The 18,116-nt window shown below is 35.7% G+C and carries 16 protein-coding genes and 1 pseudogene; 3 read left to right on the top strand and 14 right to left on the bottom strand.

Annotated elements, in window-relative coordinates; translation table 11 throughout:
- Nucleotides 1–36: 36 nt before the first annotated feature.
- The 4 genes from WQ54_RS10975 to WQ54_RS10960 all read right to left on the bottom strand — a co-directional run bounded on the left by WQ54_RS10975 (nt 37) and on the right by WQ54_RS10960 (nt 5,287).
- Nucleotides 37–927 carry a carbohydrate ABC transporter permease gene (locus WQ54_RS10975; RefSeq protein WP_084821988.1) on the bottom strand — a complete coding sequence of 297 codons (891 nt, stop codon included), beginning with the start codon at nt 925–927 and terminating at the stop codon, nt 37–39.
- A 2-nt stretch (nt 928–929) separates the two neighbouring features.
- Nucleotides 930–1,856: a carbohydrate ABC transporter permease gene (locus WQ54_RS10970; protein ID WP_046516266.1), complete on the bottom strand. Its 927-nt coding sequence runs from the start codon at nt 1,854–1,856 to the stop codon at nt 930–932.
- Between the two features lie 263 nt (nt 1,857–2,119).
- Complete coding sequence (locus tag WQ54_RS10965; RefSeq protein WP_046516263.1) at nt 2,120–3,415, bottom strand: ABC transporter substrate-binding protein; 1,296 nt, start codon at nt 3,413–3,415, stop codon at nt 2,120–2,122.
- Nucleotides 3,416–3,808: 393 nt separating this feature from the next.
- Complete coding sequence (locus WQ54_RS10960; protein ID WP_231597499.1) at nt 3,809–5,287, bottom strand: N-acyl-D-glucosamine 2-epimerase; 1,479 nt, start codon at nt 5,285–5,287, stop codon at nt 3,809–3,811.
- 344 nt (nt 5,288–5,631) lie between these two features.
- Here WQ54_RS10960 and WQ54_RS10955 point away from each other — a divergent pair, with 344 nt between their 5' ends.
- Nucleotides 5,632–6,483 carry a sugar phosphate isomerase/epimerase gene (locus WQ54_RS10955; RefSeq protein WP_046516260.1) on the top strand — a complete coding sequence of 284 codons (852 nt, stop codon included), beginning with the start codon at nt 5,632–5,634 and terminating at the stop codon, nt 6,481–6,483.
- Between the two features lie 753 nt (nt 6,484–7,236).
- Here WQ54_RS10955 and WQ54_RS31875 read toward each other — a convergent pair.
- The 8 genes from WQ54_RS31875 to WQ54_RS10920 form a co-directional block, all read right to left on the bottom strand.
- The gene (locus WQ54_RS31875) at nt 7,237–7,710 is read right to left on the bottom strand and encodes a hypothetical protein (RefSeq protein WP_156177877.1); all 474 of its coding nucleotides are present in this window, start codon (nt 7,708–7,710) and stop codon (nt 7,237–7,239) included.
- A 5-nt stretch (nt 7,711–7,715) separates the two neighbouring features.
- A complete protein-coding gene (locus WQ54_RS31870; protein ID WP_052737750.1) occupies nt 7,716–7,979 on the bottom strand; it encodes a hypothetical protein in 264 nt (87 codons plus the stop codon).
- A gap of 361 nt (nt 7,980–8,340) precedes the next feature.
- Nucleotides 8,341–8,796, bottom strand: a complete 456-nt coding sequence (locus tag WQ54_RS10945) for an immunity protein YezG family protein (protein WP_046516257.1) — start codon at nt 8,794–8,796, stop codon at nt 8,341–8,343.
- A 15-nt stretch (nt 8,797–8,811) separates the two neighbouring features.
- Nucleotides 8,812–10,749 (bottom strand): T7SS effector LXG polymorphic toxin, encoded by a 1,938-nt coding sequence (locus WQ54_RS10940; RefSeq protein WP_052737749.1) that lies wholly within the window; start codon nt 10,747–10,749, stop codon nt 8,812–8,814.
- A 389-nt stretch (nt 10,750–11,138) separates the two neighbouring features.
- A complete protein-coding gene (locus tag WQ54_RS10935; protein ID WP_046516253.1) occupies nt 11,139–11,636 on the bottom strand; it encodes a GNAT family N-acetyltransferase in 498 nt (165 codons plus the stop codon).
- A gap of 676 nt (nt 11,637–12,312) precedes the next feature.
- Nucleotides 12,313–12,960 carry a type A chloramphenicol O-acetyltransferase gene (gene catA / locus WQ54_RS10930; RefSeq protein WP_046516250.1) on the bottom strand — a complete coding sequence of 216 codons (648 nt, stop codon included), beginning with the start codon at nt 12,958–12,960 and terminating at the stop codon, nt 12,313–12,315.
- A gap of 203 nt (nt 12,961–13,163) precedes the next feature.
- The gene (locus WQ54_RS10925; RefSeq protein WP_046516248.1) at nt 13,164–13,577 is read right to left on the bottom strand and encodes an NUDIX hydrolase; all 414 of its coding nucleotides are present in this window, start codon (nt 13,575–13,577) and stop codon (nt 13,164–13,166) included.
- Nucleotides 13,578–13,777: 200 nt separating this feature from the next.
- A complete protein-coding gene (locus WQ54_RS10920; protein ID WP_046516244.1) occupies nt 13,778–14,197 on the bottom strand; it encodes a hypothetical protein in 420 nt (139 codons plus the stop codon).
- 315 nt (nt 14,198–14,512) lie between these two features.
- On the opposite strand from WQ54_RS10920, the gene WQ54_RS10915 reads away from it, so the two are divergent.
- Nucleotides 14,513–14,881 carry a hypothetical protein gene (locus WQ54_RS10915; RefSeq protein WP_046516241.1) on the top strand — a complete coding sequence of 123 codons (369 nt, stop codon included), beginning with the start codon at nt 14,513–14,515 and terminating at the stop codon, nt 14,879–14,881.
- A gap of 122 nt (nt 14,882–15,003) precedes the next feature.
- Here WQ54_RS10915 and WQ54_RS10910 read toward each other — a convergent pair whose 3' ends face one another.
- Together WQ54_RS10910 and WQ54_RS10900 are read right to left on the bottom strand one after the other, a co-directional pair.
- Nucleotides 15,004–15,537 carry an SMI1/KNR4 family protein gene (locus WQ54_RS10910; protein ID WP_046516237.1) on the bottom strand — a complete coding sequence of 178 codons (534 nt, stop codon included), beginning with the start codon at nt 15,535–15,537 and terminating at the stop codon, nt 15,004–15,006.
- Between the two features lie 714 nt (nt 15,538–16,251).
- On the bottom strand, nt 16,252–16,770 hold the full coding sequence (locus tag WQ54_RS10900) for an AAA family ATPase (protein WP_046516231.1): 519 nt from the start codon (nt 16,768–16,770) through the stop codon (nt 16,252–16,254).
- 177 nt (nt 16,771–16,947) lie between these two features.
- On the opposite strand from WQ54_RS10900, the pseudogene WQ54_RS10895 reads away from it, so the two are divergent.
- A pseudogene (locus WQ54_RS10895) lies at nt 16,948–18,116 on the top strand (IS110 family transposase); the annotation flags it as partial.

Raw genomic sequence — 18,116 nt, 5'->3', positions numbered from 1 at the left:
GATAATCGCTCCTATACCTTACTAATTCCATGCATCTTACTTGAATCCTGTCATGGATGATCCAGCTTTCATAAAATACTTCTGACCGAAGAAGTAAAGAATGATCATTGGGATTGTGAAGATTGCGGCTGCTGCCATTAACAACTCCCACTGTGCACCATGATCCTGCAAGAAACCTTGCAGCCCGATTGTAATCGTCCAAAGGTTCTCATCATTTAGGTAGATTAAAGGACCTAAGAAGTCTGTCCAAGTCCACATAAATGTAAATAGAACAACTGTTGCAAGAACTGGTTTTAACTGTGGTAAGACAATTTGCCAGTAAATTCGAAATTCGGATGCACCATCAATACGTGCTGCATCTAACAAATCATTTGGGATTCCCAAAATAAACTGTCTTAACAGAAAAATAAAGAATGGAGCCCCAAAGAATGCACCGATTGTAAGTGGCAAGTACGTATTAATCCATCCTAGCTTAGCAAAAATAATGTAAACCGGAATCATTGTAACCTGCGGAGGTAAAATCATTGTGGCAACGACAATCGCAAAGATATATTTCTTACATTTCCACGGAATTTTCGCTAAAGAATAAGCAACTAATGGTGCTGCAAATAACTGCCCGATGATATTTACTCCACAAAGAAACAATGTGTTAAAAATATACTGAAAGAAAGGAATAGCCGCTATAGCATTTTTATAGTTTGACCATTGTAATTCTGTCGGGAAAATTTCAGGGGGAATCTTAAAGATTTCCTCTGGTGTCTTTAAAGAAGTGGAAACAAGCCAAACAAATGGGAATAAAAAGACACTTCCAATTAAAATAAGCAGCACATGCGGTAATATCGTCTTTTTTAAAACCAAAGCATAGTTTGTTGGTTTCTTTGTTTCTATTTTACCTTTTGCTTCATTAGTTTGCTTCACGACAGTCATGATCAATCACCTCCATAATAGACCCATCGCATAGAAGATTTAAAGATTCCGATCGTAACGAGAATAACAATAACGAATAGCACCCACGCTAATGCAGAAGCATATCCCATTTTTAAGGAAATAAATGCTTGCTGATACAGATACACGGCATAGAAAAGCATCGATTGGTCAGGTCCTCCCATCGAGTCTCCCATCAGGATGAAGGATTCTGTAAAAATTTGAAATGCACCAATTAAGCCCATGATCAATTGAAAGAGTGTGACAGGTGATAATGCCGGAAGGGTAATATAACGAAATTTTTGCCATAAGTTAGCTCCATCTAATGATGCTGCCTCATAATAATGCTGTGGAATTCCCTGTAAGGCTGCTAAATAAATAATGGCTCCAGCACCAGCCCCCCACAATCCCATTAGTATAAGTGATGGTTTTGTAAATTGAGGGTCACTTAACCATGCCGGATCCGGAAGCCCAACTGCCCTTAAAACGATATCAATAATTCCATACTCCGGGTTTAATAACCAACTCCAAAGCATGGCACCTGCCACTGCAGGAATAACTGCAGGTAAGTAGTAAATCGTACGGTATATCGCAATACCTTTTACTTTTAAATTTAGAACAAGCGCAATGATCAAACTAGCAAATAGGTTAATTGGAACAGCAATGGCCGCCATAAAAAAGGTATTTTGTATGGCTTTATAAAAATAGGAATCTTTGAAAATTTGAGCGTAATTATCAAAGCCAACCCATTTTGGCGAATTAATTAAATCATAGCTTGTTAAACTATAATAGAAAGAAACGAAAAATGGATAGGCTGTAAAGGTTATAAAACCTATAATCCATGGAGATGCAAAGGCTAAACCAATTAATGTCCAGCGTGTTTCCTTGGAAAGGCTTTTTTTCTTTTTCCCATGAAGTGCAGCTGATTCCATACTTATTCCTCCTCCCAATTTTTATTTACATGCAACCGAACGCAGGACTCTCACCTCAAAACATACACTTACGCTAAAATGTTTATGTTGGAGAGGGACTTATGTTAATAGAAAGGACGCTAACACCCTGATTGGTTCAAGCGCCCTTTATGGTAATCTCTTTTGAACTAACACTCATTGAGGGATAAATCAAAATTCCCAGTGAGTAAAGTTCACTTTATATACCCACTGCATCAAACTGCGGTACATTTTTCCATCATGCATTATTTTACTAGTGGCTGAATCTTATCTTTTGTTGCTTTTAATGCTTCATCAATTGAGATTTTTCCTCTTAAAATCGCATCATATTGGGTCGTAATCTCCGTCATATATTCATTCATGAAAGGTAATGCAGGGAATGATTTCATATTCTCTTCATTTGCATAATTTAAGAATTCTTGGAATCCTGGAACATCAGCATATGCTTGATCCTCCAAAGCACTTTGAAGTGTAGGTAAGTTACCAAGTTTCGCAGTAAACTTCACCATATTTTCTTTTTCCGTAAACCAGCTTAAGAATTCCCATGCTTCTTCTGGATGTTTTGCGCCTTTAGGGATATAAAATACACTTGTGTTAATGTTACCGGAATTGGCAAACTCAGGCTGACTTTCATCATAAGGTATTGGAGCAATACCGTAATTTAATTCTGGTGCATATTGTTTAATAAATGTTGGCAACCATTCACCATCAATTGTCATGGCATACTTGCCAATAAAGAATGGGTTTTGTGCAGACATGTATTTACCAAGACCAGATGAAAATCGGTCTAGGTTTTCAGAACCGTACTCATCCCAAATATCTTTAGCTAATTGCATAGAAGCTTTAACACCTGGGTCCTCAGGAGTTACTTCGTTCTTTTCAGCATCCCAGAAGTTTCCGCCCAATGTGTAGGCAAACGTATATGGATCTACACCTGGCCATAATCCAATTCTTTGTAAACGACCATCATCACCAACAATACTGGTCTTTTCAATAACCTGTTTCATTTCAGCTATCGTTTCTGGCGGGCCATCAAAGCCTGCCTCAGCTAAAATATCTTTGTTATAAAAGAGCATCGACACGTGCATGGCAATCGGCAAAGCATATGTCTTGCCATCATATTGAACTGTATCTAAAGCTGCAGGTACAAAGTCATCCAGGTTTTTACCACTGCTGCTGATATAATCATCTAATGGTTGCATTGCCCCTTTTTCACCCCAAGGAACAACGTTATTCCCAAATTGTGAGGCAATATCTGGCGGGTTACCTCCAGTAATAGCCGTTAACTGTTTTTGATAATCACTTTGACTTAACCCTTTAACCTCAATTTTATCTTGACTATTATTGAAGTCCTTAATCAATTCTTCCATTGCTTCCCCTTCAGGACCTGTCCAACCATACCAAAAATCGATCACTACTTTTTCATCTTTCTTCTTGTCGCCATCTGCTTCATTACCTGCTTCATCATTAGAACAAGCAGCTAATAAAGATCCTATTAACAAAATAGATAAAAACAGTAAAATGAATGCTCTCTTTTTCATACGAACCCCTCCTAGTTAATTCATTTTTTTATAGACTTACGATTGTTCCGATGCCCTTCCTCACCCCTTATTTTCACAAGGATAAAACAAAGGTGACTTTATTTTTTTAAAAACTCACTGTAATATATACACTGAACATCAGAGGATAATTCCTTCAAAAATGGATAAAAAAATAAAAAAAATTTCTTTTAACACGAAATTTTCCCTCAAAATAGTCTAATAACCTTACTGATTGAACGTTTTTTGCCAATTGAATATTTCCTCCAAAATGATTCGGTCAATCAAAATACTCATTCACAAAAAGATATTTGAGATAATGAATCAATCGTAATTAGCATAAGACAGCCAAACAAAAAAGCCCTAGGTTTCTAAACCTAAGGCATCATCATCCCACTACTTAATCCACACATAAGAGCCATCTGGTGTTTCATTTGCCGGATACCCTTTGAATAACCAAAGCTCAGGAGTATCTTTCATTCCTTTCACATAAACTTTGATTGGTTCCTTCGAATCTAGCTGGGGTGATGAAATAAAAACATGGTTCCCGTCAACTTTTAAATCGGTTATTTCCAATGGCACGCTACTTTCACCGTTATCTAGAAAGAAACTTTCTGTCAAGGAGACGGACGCAGGATCTATCCTTTTATTAAAGGAAATCATCACTTCGGTATCATCTGCTTTCTCGGCCTTTAAAGGAACTGGCTTTTCATGATAAATATAGCCACCTAAGTGATATTCGTAAGCTGTCCATGTTGCATATCCTTCAGAAAAGGCAGTATTGGAGAATGTCTCCAACCATTCCTTCCCTTTTATCATATATTGAAAAGAACCTATGTCCGCTTGAATACCAATTGGCAGTTTGGGATGTTTCTTTCTTAGTTGTTCCACAAATGGTTCATATTTTAAGAAATAATCTGCTGGAAGTTGGTCCCTCATCCAATCAGGCCAGTGTGTTTGGAAAAAGTGGATGTCAGGGTTTACTTTATCTACCATAGATGCTGCATCAAGACCTTGTAATTCTTTTAATCGTTTTAAAGAATCCTTACCAGCATCAATTGCAAGACTCCATGTTCCTACTAATATATCTGGTCGTACACTTCGCACACCATTTTCACCATTTATGATTTCATCTAAAAAATGATTAACGGTTTCCACACGGAAATGAATCCATTTTTTATATAAGGATTGGTTGTTCAAATAATAGTTTTCCGAATCCTCGTTGACAAAGTCCGGAATATCTTGGTGATACTTATCATAAAAAGCTTGTTGTGCAAGTGGTCCGACATCGCCATATACTCCTCTTTCAATTCCATTCCACTCCGGAAAATATGGCTCAGCTATCTCAATACCATCAAAGGGATATTCTGTAACAAGATTGGCTAAAGCCTGTTTTTTCCATGCTTTATACCCTTCACTATGCGGAGATAGTCTTATATATCCATCATTTAATGGTTGCAAAAGCTCCATTTGCCAATCTGGCCACTCTTTAGGAAAACGTTCTGTAGAATACGTACCATTCCCTAACACAAGTGCCCATACTGCAATTCCTCTCTCATGAAATGCATCAATTAAATCACCATTCACATTATTTTCATTTACAACAAAATAGTGTACAGCTTTATAACCTGCCAGCTTAATTTCATCTGCAATACTCTCAACAGACCTTCCTTGGTAATAAGCAAATCCAGGATCAATTTGAATGGATTTGCCATTTAATGCAGCTTCTCTCATCTCTTTTTTACTATCATTTTCATCCCCTTCATTACTTTTCGATTCATGAGAAATAGCTAAAGCATCAGACACGCTGGTCTGAAGACATGCAAATACTAACATAATAGATAAAACACTCACGATCACTGATTTAACTTTCATTTACATCAGTCTCCTTATTTATCGAATGATCCAATTCCTGCTGCAACACACACCTCCCTTTTTAAGAAAATGAAGTTCCTAACTTTATTCCACTCTTTATCTATGCCTTATTGTGGAGAATTACTCCATTTATTATCTATATACCGAAAATTACATCCATTTTCCTAGCGAATGAAAAGCTTAGACCAAAAATTCGACATTCACTTTTTATCCATACCTTTCTTCATAATTTCGGAAATACATTTTGTTTTTTTTTATAGTTTTGAAGATTTATTCCTTCTATTTTTCCATTTTGGTTATATAATGAATTGATTGAAAATTCCTGAAATAAAGGGGCGAACAAAATGAAAGTTGCATTAAGTATGTGGAGTGTACACAAGTATTACTTTGATGGGATATGGAGTGTTTTAGATTTCCTTGATTTTGCTAGTTCGACGAAAGCAACCGGGGTAGAATTACTCAGCATTTTTTGGAGGGACCAGGAGAAAGAGCTCCCTTTGGTTGATGAAGCATTGAAAAAGCACCAATTACACGTTTCAAGTTATGCAGCATGCAATAATTTCGTCTCTGCTGATGCAGAATATCGGAATGCACAGTTAAAAGAAGTAATAGATGCAGTGGACATGGCCGTTCATTTCGGTATCAATATCGTTCGTGTCTTTACCGGTGACCTTCCACATGATCAATCAATTACATATGAAGAAGGAATTGGCTATGTATTAGAAGGTCTTTCTGGAGCTGCTAAATACGCTGAAGAAAAAGGTGTTCTTCTATGTATAGAAAATCATGGCTTATTTGCAGGAAGAAGTGATCAAGTGATCGATGTGATCCAAAAAGTTGGATCTCCTGCATTAAAGAGCACATTTGATACAGGAAACTTCTTACTAGTTGGACAAAATCCGAATGATGCTGTAGTAGAATTAAAAGATTATATTCGTCATGTCCATGTTAAAGATTTCTTAAAAACAGAAGTCGAAGAACCTGGTCATACCTTACGAGCACTTACTGGCGATTTATACCTCGGAAAAATCCCTGGTGATGGTGAAGTAGATTTAGCTTATCTATTCTCTGAATTGAACGGTAACAACTATGAAGGCTGGCTCGTTGTTGAATTCGAAGGATCCGAAGAACCTACAGAAGGATCTGTTATTTCGGTGGATTATGTTGCTAATTTGGTAGAATCCGTGTTGACGTAAGTACCGATATTTGTTTGAAAAAAATGCCACCCTAAATCACTAGGCTGGGGTGGTACTTTTATGTTCAATTAGCATTTTTATTTTTTAAGTAAAAGGATACTAAGTTATCCTTCATCTCTTCGGCCATATTAAATCCTAATTTTTTATCAAATGAAGGGATCTCTCATTTTCTAGTTCCACAGTTGCATCAATAATATCTAGCCATTTTTTGTGTAAACCCTAATAAAATTACTTCTCTTAATGCTTCTGATTCATATCCTTGTCCCCAGTAATTTTGATACTCAAGACTTTATTGAATTAAATTTTTAACTATTTTACACAATTTATTAATTTTTCCTCCTTTGGCAGCAAAGAGGTCAGGGGTTCGAGCCTCCTATGCTCAAAGTTAAGGACTTTCTTCTTAAATATCGAAGAAAAATGACTATGGGCAAAAATACGAGCAAAGGGTAAGGCGTTTTTTCCTTACCCTTTTTATCGAAAATAACCATTATTAAGCGAATTTTTCACGTTTATTTTTTGATGCGCTTCGAACCCATTCTAATAAATATCAAAAGCCTTTATTAATATGCTATTCCATATTATATAACCTAAAAACGAAATTTCCTCAACAATATTGTAAAATTCTAATTTGAGTCTCACAGTTGCACTAATAAAACTTATTCCACTGGAAAACTAAATATTTTTTCAAGTTTTATTACATATCTCGAGTCTTTGGTTTCAAGTGCTGTCTAGGATAGAATGGATTTTAATAATCTATTTTATAATAGCTAACTGTTTATTACTCGAAAACTTAATATAAAATACATTAAAAGTTCCCGAGGAAATCCATTGCCCAGCAACAACTATAAGGGACTCTCTGTTTGGAAAAATATCGTTCTTTATTTTCTTAAACAATACTTCATCGTCAAAATTTAAAATAAAAGTGTATTCCTCTCCGATAGTAGATGCAAACAGCGAAATTTCCATTTTTGTAGAGTTATAGAAATGTGGCCTTTTAGGTTTTGCTTCAATTATTCTCCAACCGAAAACACCTTTTGGATACATGTGAATGCTTCTGTTATCCAATAGCATTTTACCAATCGTTAATCCATTATATGTATCAGAATAGTCGCAGTTCTTACACATTGAATATATCCGACGAATTGTTCGTAATGGCTTTGATGTTGCTGTACCATTTCTATGTTCTCCCGGTGTTTCTTTTTTAGTCTGGGGCTTGCTTGGCATCATTAAAGCTAGTAATGCATAGTCAAATTCGAATTTATATAATTATTTGGATTATATCCATTTGAAGTACCATATGGACAGCCTTCTATATGTCTATGAGAAGAACTTGCACGAAAATATGATGCGGATACCCCATCAATATTCGATATATACATATGGGCGTTACATTTGGAATTAGGACAGTAATAGCGAATACCCTTATCCTGCTTCTGCGCGTTTCTTGCTAATAATTTCTCTGTTCGACCGGCATCCTTATAAACATACATTGCCATTACTATTCCTCCTTGTGAAAATCGAAAGTAAGTTATCTGGACAATAAATAGGACCACCTGAGTAATTTCAACTAATTCATTTAGCACCTAATGGAAATGACTTTTATAAGCTTGTCAACTAAAACACTCTTTAGACAATTTTTAAGATGTTTAAGTTGTATTTAATAGGGCTCAAAAACTTATAATAACTGATAAAAAATAGCACCTGTTGCCTAAAAGACAACCAAGTGCTTTAAAGTGAGCTTTCTAAAAATTAGTTATCCAGTTTTTAACCCAATATACATGTTGAATTTACTTAACAGTATGGTTATATAACTTTATTACGGTACAACTTTTTATGAATTAATAATGGATAAACACTTCAAAGATTATTATTTTTTATTTCCTCAAACCACTCATCAGCAAAATCATCTGCTGTTTTTATATCATCATTTGTATGTATCAAATCATACTTGTACTCTGCTTGAAACTTGCCACTCTTAGCATCGTATATTAATTTCATCTCAGTTGGCATGTCTCTTTCGTATTCTTTACATAAAATTTCAATTTCTTCAATATCTTCACCTATAATTTGTAGTACCTTAAACATTCTTTCTGGAGACACATCATAACTTTCTTCTCCATTTTCCAATGCATCATTTACCTTATGACACTTTACATATTGATTGTTAATTAAATAAAAGAACTTGCCCGATACCATACCTTCTTCACATGAAGCATAGATGAATACTTTATCAGCTCTATCTTCAACATATTCCATGCATATGGAAATCATATCGGCTTGCAATTCACTAAATCTATCTTCAAATCCTTTCATACTACTTTCACTCCTTTAAAAATTGTTAAATGTTGCAAAGCCCGGATCACCATCAATTATGTAATTAACTACAAATTTCTTTGGGCGTATTTCATCCTCATTATAAACTATTTCAACATCAACACTTACTTTTTTTGGAGGTGTTTCTTTTAAAGCTGCAGCCCATTTATCTTCAATTTTCTTATATCGCTTCAAATTAACTTCCGATAATTGCGAAACCAAATTATCAATTTTAGGTGAGCCTCCAAATCTATCACCTGCCAAATGCCCTGCATGATCCTGACCTTTCACTTTACCTGGTGTTTTTTTGCTGTGTGGTAATCTTTCTTCTCTCTTTGTTAATTGTAAATTTTCTGTTTCGAATTTAGTAATCCTACCTAAATTATCTGTTTCATAATTGTAATCATACTCTCCAGTTTTATATCTAATATTAGGCTTCAACTTATTTCTTCTACCATTTGTAAATTGTTTCCCTTTGTCGACAAATTTAAGAGAAAACTTCGCTAAAACCCCATCCAATACCTTGTTAACCGACTCTGTTTTCATTACATTCAGAGGAACCTTCTGCACACTCGAATTCGCTGCAAAAGCTAAATTATTAGGATACATCCCATTCCGCAACACATGAAATCCGCCTCTAACCTCATTCATAACAAAACGTAAATCAGCCTTTGTCCTTGCTGCCAATTCATGCGCCTTACTAATCGTCTCCTCACGAATCAGTTTACCATTTTTCACAAGCTGTGGCACAAACGGAGCTGCAATTAGAGATGAACCAACGACACTTTGCAGGAGACTAGCCTGTCTTTGCTCATCCGTTAATTTATTTCCGAACATATCTTTACCGGTGATATACTCGCTAAAGCCGTTGGCAGATACGAGTACGTAAAGGCCCATTTCTGCTTTTTCGAGATTTGAGAAGGTTTTAGTTGTTCTGTATACGTCTAGTGCCTGATCAGCAGCGTGCATTCCTTTTGCCGTTTTGTAGATGGCTCCTCCGCCTTTGACAATCCGTCCTGCCCAGCCGACGATTGGAATAAATCCTGCTGCGGCCATTGCTCCGGCGGCAACGCGCTGTCCTGCTGTCAGCTTTTCGCCGGTGACAGGGTCAACCCCTTCTGAGGCCCGTATGTAATCATAGTATCCTGTAAATTCACCCGTAAACGTCTTGATTCCGTCCCATGCTTTTTCGTACCATGGGCGGTTTTCCAGCTCCTCTTGACGCTTGAGCTGTGCCCTAAATGCTTCCTGTTCGTCCTTGAATGAGAGATAATCTTTTGTTTGCTTTTCAGCCTGTCCCTTCAGCTTATACACTTCACTAGCATGATAGGCATCAAGGTTAAATTGGATTGGCGAGATGGTATTTCCCTGGCGTGATGCTTCCATTAATTGCTGAAATAAGGCGATGACAAATTGCTCGTCACCTTCTGACAGCCGATATTCTAAGTTTAACTCTTCATCTAGCTGATTCACAGCATCAACCGTCGCTTTTCGCACTTTATCAGCCTGTTCGATTTGTTCATCAAAGCGGCTTGTTGAGAAGGCATCGAGGGAGATGAGATCATCAATCCGATTGAAAATGCTTCGCAGCTCATCCTGCTGGCTTGCAACCATTTCTTTCTGATTACTGATATGGTGCACCAGCTCATCCTCTAAAAACGGAAGGTGTACCACTGAATTTGCAAGGTCCTTTTCTTCTGTACTGCCATGAATTCCGTTAAAAAAGGCGATTTGGCGATCGATCAGGCGAAGCCAGGCTTCTGCCACATCAATCTGTGCCTGGTAAAACCCTTTGATCGCGTCAGCTCCCTTTCCTTGGAACTGTTCACCTAAATTGACAATCTCATTGCATTTGCTTTTTACTTGTTCCATCTGCTCTCTGAGATTTTTATACTCTTGTGACCTAGCTTCCATTATATGTATGAGTGTTTTTGTATCTACTATTTTTACCATCGTCATTGGCACCTCATTATGGGTTATTCGGTCCCTTTTTCTGCATGTAAGGAGACGATTTTATTTGCTACTATTTACCAATATCATAGATTGTGAGTTTCGTACATAAATGAAGGGGAATTCCGGACAAAAACAGGAATACATAAGTAATGAAAAAGATATAGGACAAATCAATCATTTATGATCGAGTGGATAAATTAGTAAACCCATTATTCACTAAAAAAATAGCTCATTTTAAACTTTCCAAAATACTCAATCACCACTTCATCTATTACAGGAATGCTGCCCGTATACATGAGAGCAAGAGATGACTCTTCCACAAATTCTGTTTATTCTCTTGCTGCAGTTTACTAGTAGGTGTCACCATTATCCGCTTTAAGGTAAAAGGATTAATCCATAGCCTCTCTTAATTTAACCATGTTATACCATCGTACTCCTCCATGTTGGGATTCAGACATGCCATGATTAACAAATCCAAATTTTTCATAAAAAGAAACTAATTCCTGTTTACATGTTAAAGTCATTCCTTCTCTTTCATTTTCTTTTACAAGCTCTTCCATTTTCTCAATTAATATCTTTGAAATCCCTTGATTTCTTGCCTGTTTGGACACAGCTAATCCTAAAATACTCTGATATCCGCCTCTTTTCGGGTTCTCCTTGATTTTCTCAAAAAGATTATCGGTAATGTATGGTTGATTAATGATAGGTCCATTAATGTAACCAAGGATCTCCCCTTCCTTTACTGCCACAATATAGGTATCAGGTATCAACTGTATCCTCTCTACAAATGCTTCTTTCGTGGCAGCTTCTTCTATCGGAAAGCCTTCATTCTCAATAAGTAACAGCTGTTCTAAATCTGCAGCCTGAACATTTCTTAAAGAAATCATCTTGTCTATAACTCCTTTTCTAACTGGATCGACCTAAATCTATTAGTAGTCTTTTGAAAAATCCTTTTTAAGCAAACCTGCACGCTGGCGCAACAAGCAGCAAAAGACCGCCTGCGATCTCCATCTTTAACTATTGCTCCTGATTGTTTAAGTATATTTCTTCACAAATTTATTTTTTTCACTTCATTTATTACAGGAATTTTGCCCATATAAACAGTTTTAAATGGCAACTGTATCTATTGAAGGAAAGCCCATTTTAGTTTAACTAATAGAACTAACCTTTTTACGTTCAATTGAAAAGATAAAAGCGATGATTATTTAGGTCATCGCTTTGTTGAGGGAACAATAAACTTCATCTGAAAGAATATTTTAAGACAAATATTTTAACGTTTTTAACAAACACTTTATATGTCAAGAATCAAATATCAGATAAATAAGAAGGAGATTTTCCTTCGTGTATGTGGATATAAACTTTAAACAACAGTACGACTGTTCCAATCTTAGAAGAACAACAAAACTTGCTATTCAGTTATATGATCATTTGTTGGAACCTTGCTCCTTATTGAAGCAAAGCCCACGTTACTTTTTCACAAACTTTGTGGGTATTTCTATTAAGAAAGGTAAGAAAGGAACTGATTTAACAGTTCCGCTTATAGATATTTTCCCCAATGAACAACTAGATCCAGTCTGTACTTTCATAAGCAAGTTTTTGTAAATCATTCATAAAAACACTCGCATGAAAACCATCACAAACAGCATGATGAATTTGTAACGAGACAGGTAAGATTAATTCACCATTTACTTGAAAATATTTACCCCCAGTTATAATTGGCAAAAGAAAATCTCCACCATTATTAATATTTAAATTAAATGCTGTAAAAGAACTCCAAGGGATCATAGATATAGGAATATTATTTTCTGGTATAGGTGTTTTTGGAAATAAGCTACCTGTGCCATTGTATTTTTCTACATCCTTATTATATTGAGAATGAAACTCAGAAAAATGATCTACATTCGGTGACCAGATGGCAGAAAATGTGTGCTTCTTCTTATCAAAAATTGTATAAGAAGGGCAAATCTCTGTCCAATAACCTAAATTACCTTCTGAATCAAAACTAATTCTAAATTCTATGTGGGAATTAACTATTTTTGTCACCATAAAAATAAACGCAGGGTATAACTTATAATTTTTTCTCTTTAAGTTCTTCATAAGAATAGTAATATTAATTTCATTCGTAATACTGAACGTTGTTTGTTGTTGTAAAAAGTGTTCAAAGTATTCTTTTCGATACCAATTGTTACGATTTATCATATTGAATTTCATATTCAAACGCCTCCTAAAATACTTAATTTTATCTTAGGAGGCCATTTTCACTGCTTTTTTCATGACAGTCATCCTTTTTGTAAATACAATTTCATGCCACTATATTAACAAGTATCTCCAATTAGAGTCAACGACATCTTCCACTATCCTGCCCGTTCGTACAAGATTCACCGCAACAACCAGATCTTAAAGGATAGCATCCGTTACTTGAATAATGACTTAGACTTGGATTCTCTTGTCATGTAGTCAATTAAAAAGGCTCTATCATCTAGAAATGATAAGTCTAAAGTCTTTATTTCCTCGATATTTTTCCAAGCAATATTATAAATCAAATTATCAGGGTCTTGGATTTTTGCTTCTCCTCCAATAATCTTTACGTCAAAATATCTTACATCCCCGTAATGACTCTCTTTTTGGAAAATAGGTCGTATTACCTCTACGTTAAACCCAGTTTCTTCCCTTAACTCCCTGACACAACATTCTTCAAACGTTTCTCTTTCTTCTAATCCACCTGAAGGGACAGACCAACGTTTTGGTTCATCCTGTTTTCCTTGTAATACCATTAGTACTTTCTTTTCTTTAATGCAAACTCCCGCAGATCCAAGCCGTTTTTTCATATAAAAACTCCCACTTATTGCTTACTTTACATAAAACTTTCTACATTAAAATATCTATTTCTTCTGGAAGTAAACTACTCCGTTCGTACAATAAAAAAAATGGCTGTCGCAGCAACCCTTTTATTCTTCAACTCAAGCTACCCTCTAGTTTAGTAAGTTCAACAAAAAAAGAGTGCTAAACTTATTTTGAGTTAAGCCCTTTAGTTTTCAATTCTAATAAAGCATTTTTCATAAATATCTGTTTCAATTTGTAGATTATTTAAATCAATTTTCAAGACTTCCTCACGCTCTTCATCTTCTTCACCCAACCAACAAATATAGATTTCACAATAATCACCTTGTGGAAGCAACTCTTTTAGCAGCTGACATAAATAGAGAAAAGTCTTTTTCGATTTTTCGTAGTTATGAGGAGAATGAGTCTTTTGATATTTATTCATCTGCCAAATAGGATGACCTTTTTCAAAAACTTCATAAATATAGGGCGTAGTAAAATGCTTCTGTTTTACTACATTACGATTTTCTTCATCTGAGAAAACATAATCAATTTCAACTTCATCCTCTGTATAAAATTCATTAAGTTTTACTGCAAAATTTAAACCAATATAGGTTGTCATACTCATTTTTTTAAACTCCTTGTTATAGGGTGAATTTCATTTTATCCCTCACTGTTTTATCACTTCTTCTTCAATCAACCTGCCCTTAAGTGCAATAAAGAAAACCATCAGAAATGGCAGCTGAACCTTCAACTCTTGAATCAATAGTGAAAGAAGTATTCTTTCACCTACTCCCATTTCTATATGGATAACTTGGAATTATTTACATAGTTAGTGGAAATTAAATGTTGCTTTATAATGGTAAATGGAAAGGGGTGAAGGCATATCAAAATTTTTATTATTGTTTTTATTATAATACTTTTGGTTGTAGGTACTATCTATATGTTTAGCAAAAAGGAAAATATAAACAACGATGAAGTACCATTAGCAGCTGGAATGAATTTTGACCTTGAACAGGTACAACCTTTTTTAAAAAGGTTATCATCTTCGGTTTTGGATTCAGGTTTTACTTCTAGGGAAATCAATAATATTTATGCTCAAATAGAAAAAATGAATAAGGATAACGAAATAAAAGAAATTGGTACCTTTAATGTTATTTATAAAGGAAAACAAGCTGAGATACGTATTGAAGTTGAAATTCATATTGAGGATCATTCCAGAGAAGTTGTTTTACTTATGTATACGGATCCAGAATTAGTTGAAATCATAGATGAAGAAATGATGAAGCACGCAGAGGAGATAGGTGCGTAAGCAAAAAGAGATGTCTTAGTGAACATCTCTTTTTTTAACTATCCTGTCCTTTAGCACAATAAGAGAAAGGCTACCGAAATGACAACCTTTATCTTAAATTATTGCACCCGTTTGTTGAATAGCTATTTTTGTCCGTAATTTCCTTTTAGCTGTTTCGGGTCCAAAAATGGTACACGGAATAACTGCTTTAAAAAATCGTCAAAACTATCTGATACTTTTATATATTCCCAAGTGATTTCCTTTGTGGAATAATTCTCGAAAATATAAAGAACAGGGGGATTCTCTTTTCTATTTCGATAGTCGAAAACCAACCAGAAATGGAAATCAGTCCACAGCACAATAAACTCTTTTGAAAGAGTGGTATCTGCTAATAACTCTTTAGATGATAATATACTAATATCGTCCTCTACGAAATGAATAGGTTCAATACTAGGAAATACCTGTTTTTCTGTACTAACGTCAGATAACATAAAATAAGGAAAGTTTAGTTCACCACCATTTTGTATCTTCATTAAATCTATAAATGACTGAGGGAATTTAATTCCCAAGCACTCTTCTGCTTTTTTTATTATTTCATCGTTTATTGGATACTCAATTCGTTTATACTGACTATCCTTGATCCAAAAATCTTCACCTTTATAAAATTCCCTTTTCATTACTTTTGCACTCCTTTGTATTATTCCTTAAAGAAACAGATACTTATTTGTGTTCTTAAATAATACTGCCACGTTAGCAAAATAAGAATAGGCTGCATTTGTAGCAGCCAGATCTTCAAGGAAAGCACCCGTTAGATGAATAAAAAGTTATTATCACTAATCAACAAAAATAATTGTAAGTACCAGATATGAAAAAACACTTAGTACAAACAACAACCAAAAAAGCCACCTTTTAATATCTTTAAAATAGCCACGCATTAAAAAAACTAAAGGTAATCCAAAGAGAGTTGGAATACTATTACCCGCCTTACCAAAAATATCGGTGAAAAATACACTCTCCATAGAACCCATTACAAGCCCACTTAAAAGGAATAAAGATATAAAACAATAGAAATTTCGCAAAAGAACACCTCTTTAATGTACCTATACCATTCATTTTAGTGTTACTCCACTAGAATGTCAGGTTACTTGAATAAGAAAAACCGATCCTTCCTTATTGAAGCATCGCTACCCTTTAGTTGAAGAACGGGTTTTTCATTTTGTTGATTTTTGTTATCTTGATAGGCATAAATTTCTTCCCAAATCAGATACCCTACCCCTAAAATCAGTGCCAATATATTAAAATATCTAGTGTATTTCCTACGTAATTTAACATGTCTGAAATAAAATTCGTATCCAGGTGCACCGGTGTATCGGGCTGTCGCAACCGTAAGTTTACTGTCGTTGGTGTTTATTTTCTTCGCTTTGACGGATGATCTCGTCAACGACGTGATCAATCGGTGCCGTGGCGTCGATTATAATCCCGTTTTTGGGAACGCCTTCTTTCGTTTGATACATGCGCTTACTGATTTCCCGTTCCTCTGGTCTGCCACCCCAGTCAGTTGGGTCCAGTGCCACTCGCTCATCAATCCGCCGGAGAGAGGTTTCCAGGTCGACATCAAGGACAAACACGCCGTCGAAGAGATCGATGTATTTGTGAAAATTCCGCGAACCACCGCAGAAAAATGTTACCGCCTCATCCTGATTGGCGACCAAAGCTTTTACTTTATCTACATGCCAAATATGGTGTTCGGGTTTAAAGCCATCCGTCGGGGTACCAGTTTCCGGATCGCCTTGATAAACCAATTCACGGTCACCATGAATGGCATGGTAGCCGCGCCGCTGTAATTCGTTGCAGACCGTAGTTTTGCCAGAGCCGGAAACGCCTCCAATCAGATAATTCCTAATGCCCATGATTAGACCTCCATTCAACTAGATAAGCACACTATATTAGATATGTCTTTCTGTCGCTAAATGCTTCTTTAGCATTCCTGTAGTGCGTTAATATCAACTTTGAAAAAAATAGAGCCCCTCAGTAAGATAAGAGTATAGACACCACTCTAAAACTCAAATCTAAAGAGGAGCTCTTATATGAAGTTTAAAATGCAAGACAAACAAAATCAACTAATTGAAAGAATTTCTGATGAACATCTTGTTGTTGGTGTAGACATTGCCCAACTAACACATGTAGCACGAGCTGTAAACTATCGTGGTATAGTGGTCGGTGATCCACTATCTTTTGAAAATAACGAAGATGGATTTGCAAGGTTACTAGATTGGATTAACAAATTAAAAAACTCAAAAGATCTTGATACTGAAATCGTTGGTATGGAACCTACAGGGCATTATTGGTTAAACCTGTCCCAATGGCTTTACGACCGAAATATTGATGTGGTAACTGTTAATCCCCACCTTGTTAAAAAGAACAAAGAAAACAGAGATAATACACAGTCCAAAAGTGACAAAAAAGACGCTCTGGTTATTGCCGATATGGTGAAGAATGGATACTATTCCTTCATTCGTCCAACTACATAGGCTTTCGAAAAACTAAGAGTATTGATGTCTAACCGAGATGCCATAGTTAAACGACATGTCAGTGCTGCGAACCAAATCCATCGTTGGATTGATATTATTTTCCCTGAACTTAGACAAGTTTTTAAAGACGTTACATGTAAAGGGGCAATCGCTACTCTCCGTTTATTCCCTACACCGAAAGAATTACGTTCGATGGAAGCTATAAATATCGTTACAGGGTGGAGAACAGAGATGAAGCGTCAACCTGGTATTAAAAAAGCCGAAGCACTCATTAAACTAGCTAAGAATTCTGTTGGCACTGATAAAGCACATGATGCATATAAATTACACCTAAAACAATTACTTGAAGAATTCGACCTCGCCACAAGCCAATTGGAAATAGTAGATAAAGAAGTATCTGAAGCTCTTGGAAGTATTACTTTTACAGAAAAACTACTTAGTATAAAAGGATTAACAATCGTAATGTTAGGTGGCATTTTAGGTGAAACTGGTGATCTAAGTCAGTTCGCACATGGCAATTCTCTATTACGACACGCGGGTTTACATTTAGTCGAGGCAAGCTCTGGTAAATGGAAAGGACAAATTGTCATTTCTAAGAGAGGAAGGTCTCGTCTAAGGCGATTCTTATACCTAGCAACAATGTGTCTTGTGATGAACAATCCTGAGTTCAGAGAAATTCATGCCCACAATGTCAAAGTGAAAAAGATGAAAAAAATGAAATCTAT

The organism is Bacillus sp. SA1-12 (assembly GCF_000981385.1).
Taxonomy (GTDB): Bacteria; Bacillota; Bacilli; order Bacillales; family Bacillaceae; genus Metabacillus.
This window is presented reverse-complemented; position numbering and strand designations above follow the sequence as displayed.

What these genes read in the sequence shown, in the direction of transcription:
- WQ54_RS31870 (WP_052737750.1), bottom strand. Translation starts at nt 7,979, where the DNA reads ATGGCAATGTATGTTTATAAGGATGCCGGTCGAACAGAGAAATTATTA.
- WQ54_RS31875 (WP_156177877.1), bottom strand. Translation starts at nt 7,710, where the DNA reads ATGATGCCAAGCAAGCCCCAGACTAAAAAAGAAACACCGGGAGAACAT.
- WQ54_RS10960 (WP_231597499.1), bottom strand. Translation starts at nt 5,287, where the DNA reads ATGAAAGTTAAATCAGTGATCGTGAGTGTTTTATCTATTATGTTAGTA.
- WQ54_RS10925 (WP_046516248.1), bottom strand. Translation starts at nt 13,577, where the DNA reads ATGAAAAAACGGCTTGGATCTGCGGGAGTTTGCATTAAAGAAAAGAAA.
- WQ54_RS10955 (WP_046516260.1), top strand. Translation starts at nt 5,632, where the DNA reads ATGAAAGTTGCATTAAGTATGTGGAGTGTACACAAGTATTACTTTGAT.
- WQ54_RS10920 (WP_046516244.1), bottom strand. Translation starts at nt 14,197, where the DNA reads ATGAGTATGACAACCTATATTGGTTTAAATTTTGCAGTAAAACTTAAT.
- WQ54_RS10915 (WP_046516241.1), top strand. Translation starts at nt 14,513, where the DNA reads ATGTTTAGCAAAAAGGAAAATATAAACAACGATGAAGTACCATTAGCA.
- WQ54_RS10965 (WP_046516263.1), bottom strand. Translation starts at nt 3,415, where the DNA reads ATGAAAAAGAGAGCATTCATTTTACTGTTTTTATCTATTTTGTTAATA.
- WQ54_RS10910 (WP_046516237.1), bottom strand. Translation starts at nt 15,537, where the DNA reads ATGAAAAGGGAATTTTATAAAGGTGAAGATTTTTGGATCAAGGATAGT.
- WQ54_RS10975 (WP_084821988.1), bottom strand. Translation starts at nt 927, where the DNA reads ATGACTGTCGTGAAGCAAACTAATGAAGCAAAAGGTAAAATAGAAACA.
- WQ54_RS10940 (WP_052737749.1), bottom strand. Translation starts at nt 10,749, where the DNA reads ATGGTAAAAATAGTAGATACAAAAACACTCATACATATAATGGAAGCT.
- WQ54_RS10945 (WP_046516257.1), bottom strand. Translation starts at nt 8,796, where the DNA reads ATGAAAGGATTTGAAGATAGATTTAGTGAATTGCAAGCCGATATGATT.
- catA (WP_046516250.1), bottom strand. Translation starts at nt 12,960, where the DNA reads ATGAAATTCAATATGATAAATCGTAACAATTGGTATCGAAAAGAATAC.
- WQ54_RS10970 (WP_046516266.1), bottom strand. Translation starts at nt 1,856, where the DNA reads ATGGAATCAGCTGCACTTCATGGGAAAAAGAAAAAAAGCCTTTCCAAG.
- WQ54_RS10935 (WP_046516253.1), bottom strand. Translation starts at nt 11,636, where the DNA reads ATGATTTCTTTAAGAAATGTTCAGGCTGCAGATTTAGAACAGCTGTTA.
- WQ54_RS10900 (WP_046516231.1), bottom strand. Translation starts at nt 16,770, where the DNA reads ATGGGCATTAGGAATTATCTGATTGGAGGCGTTTCCGGCTCTGGCAAA.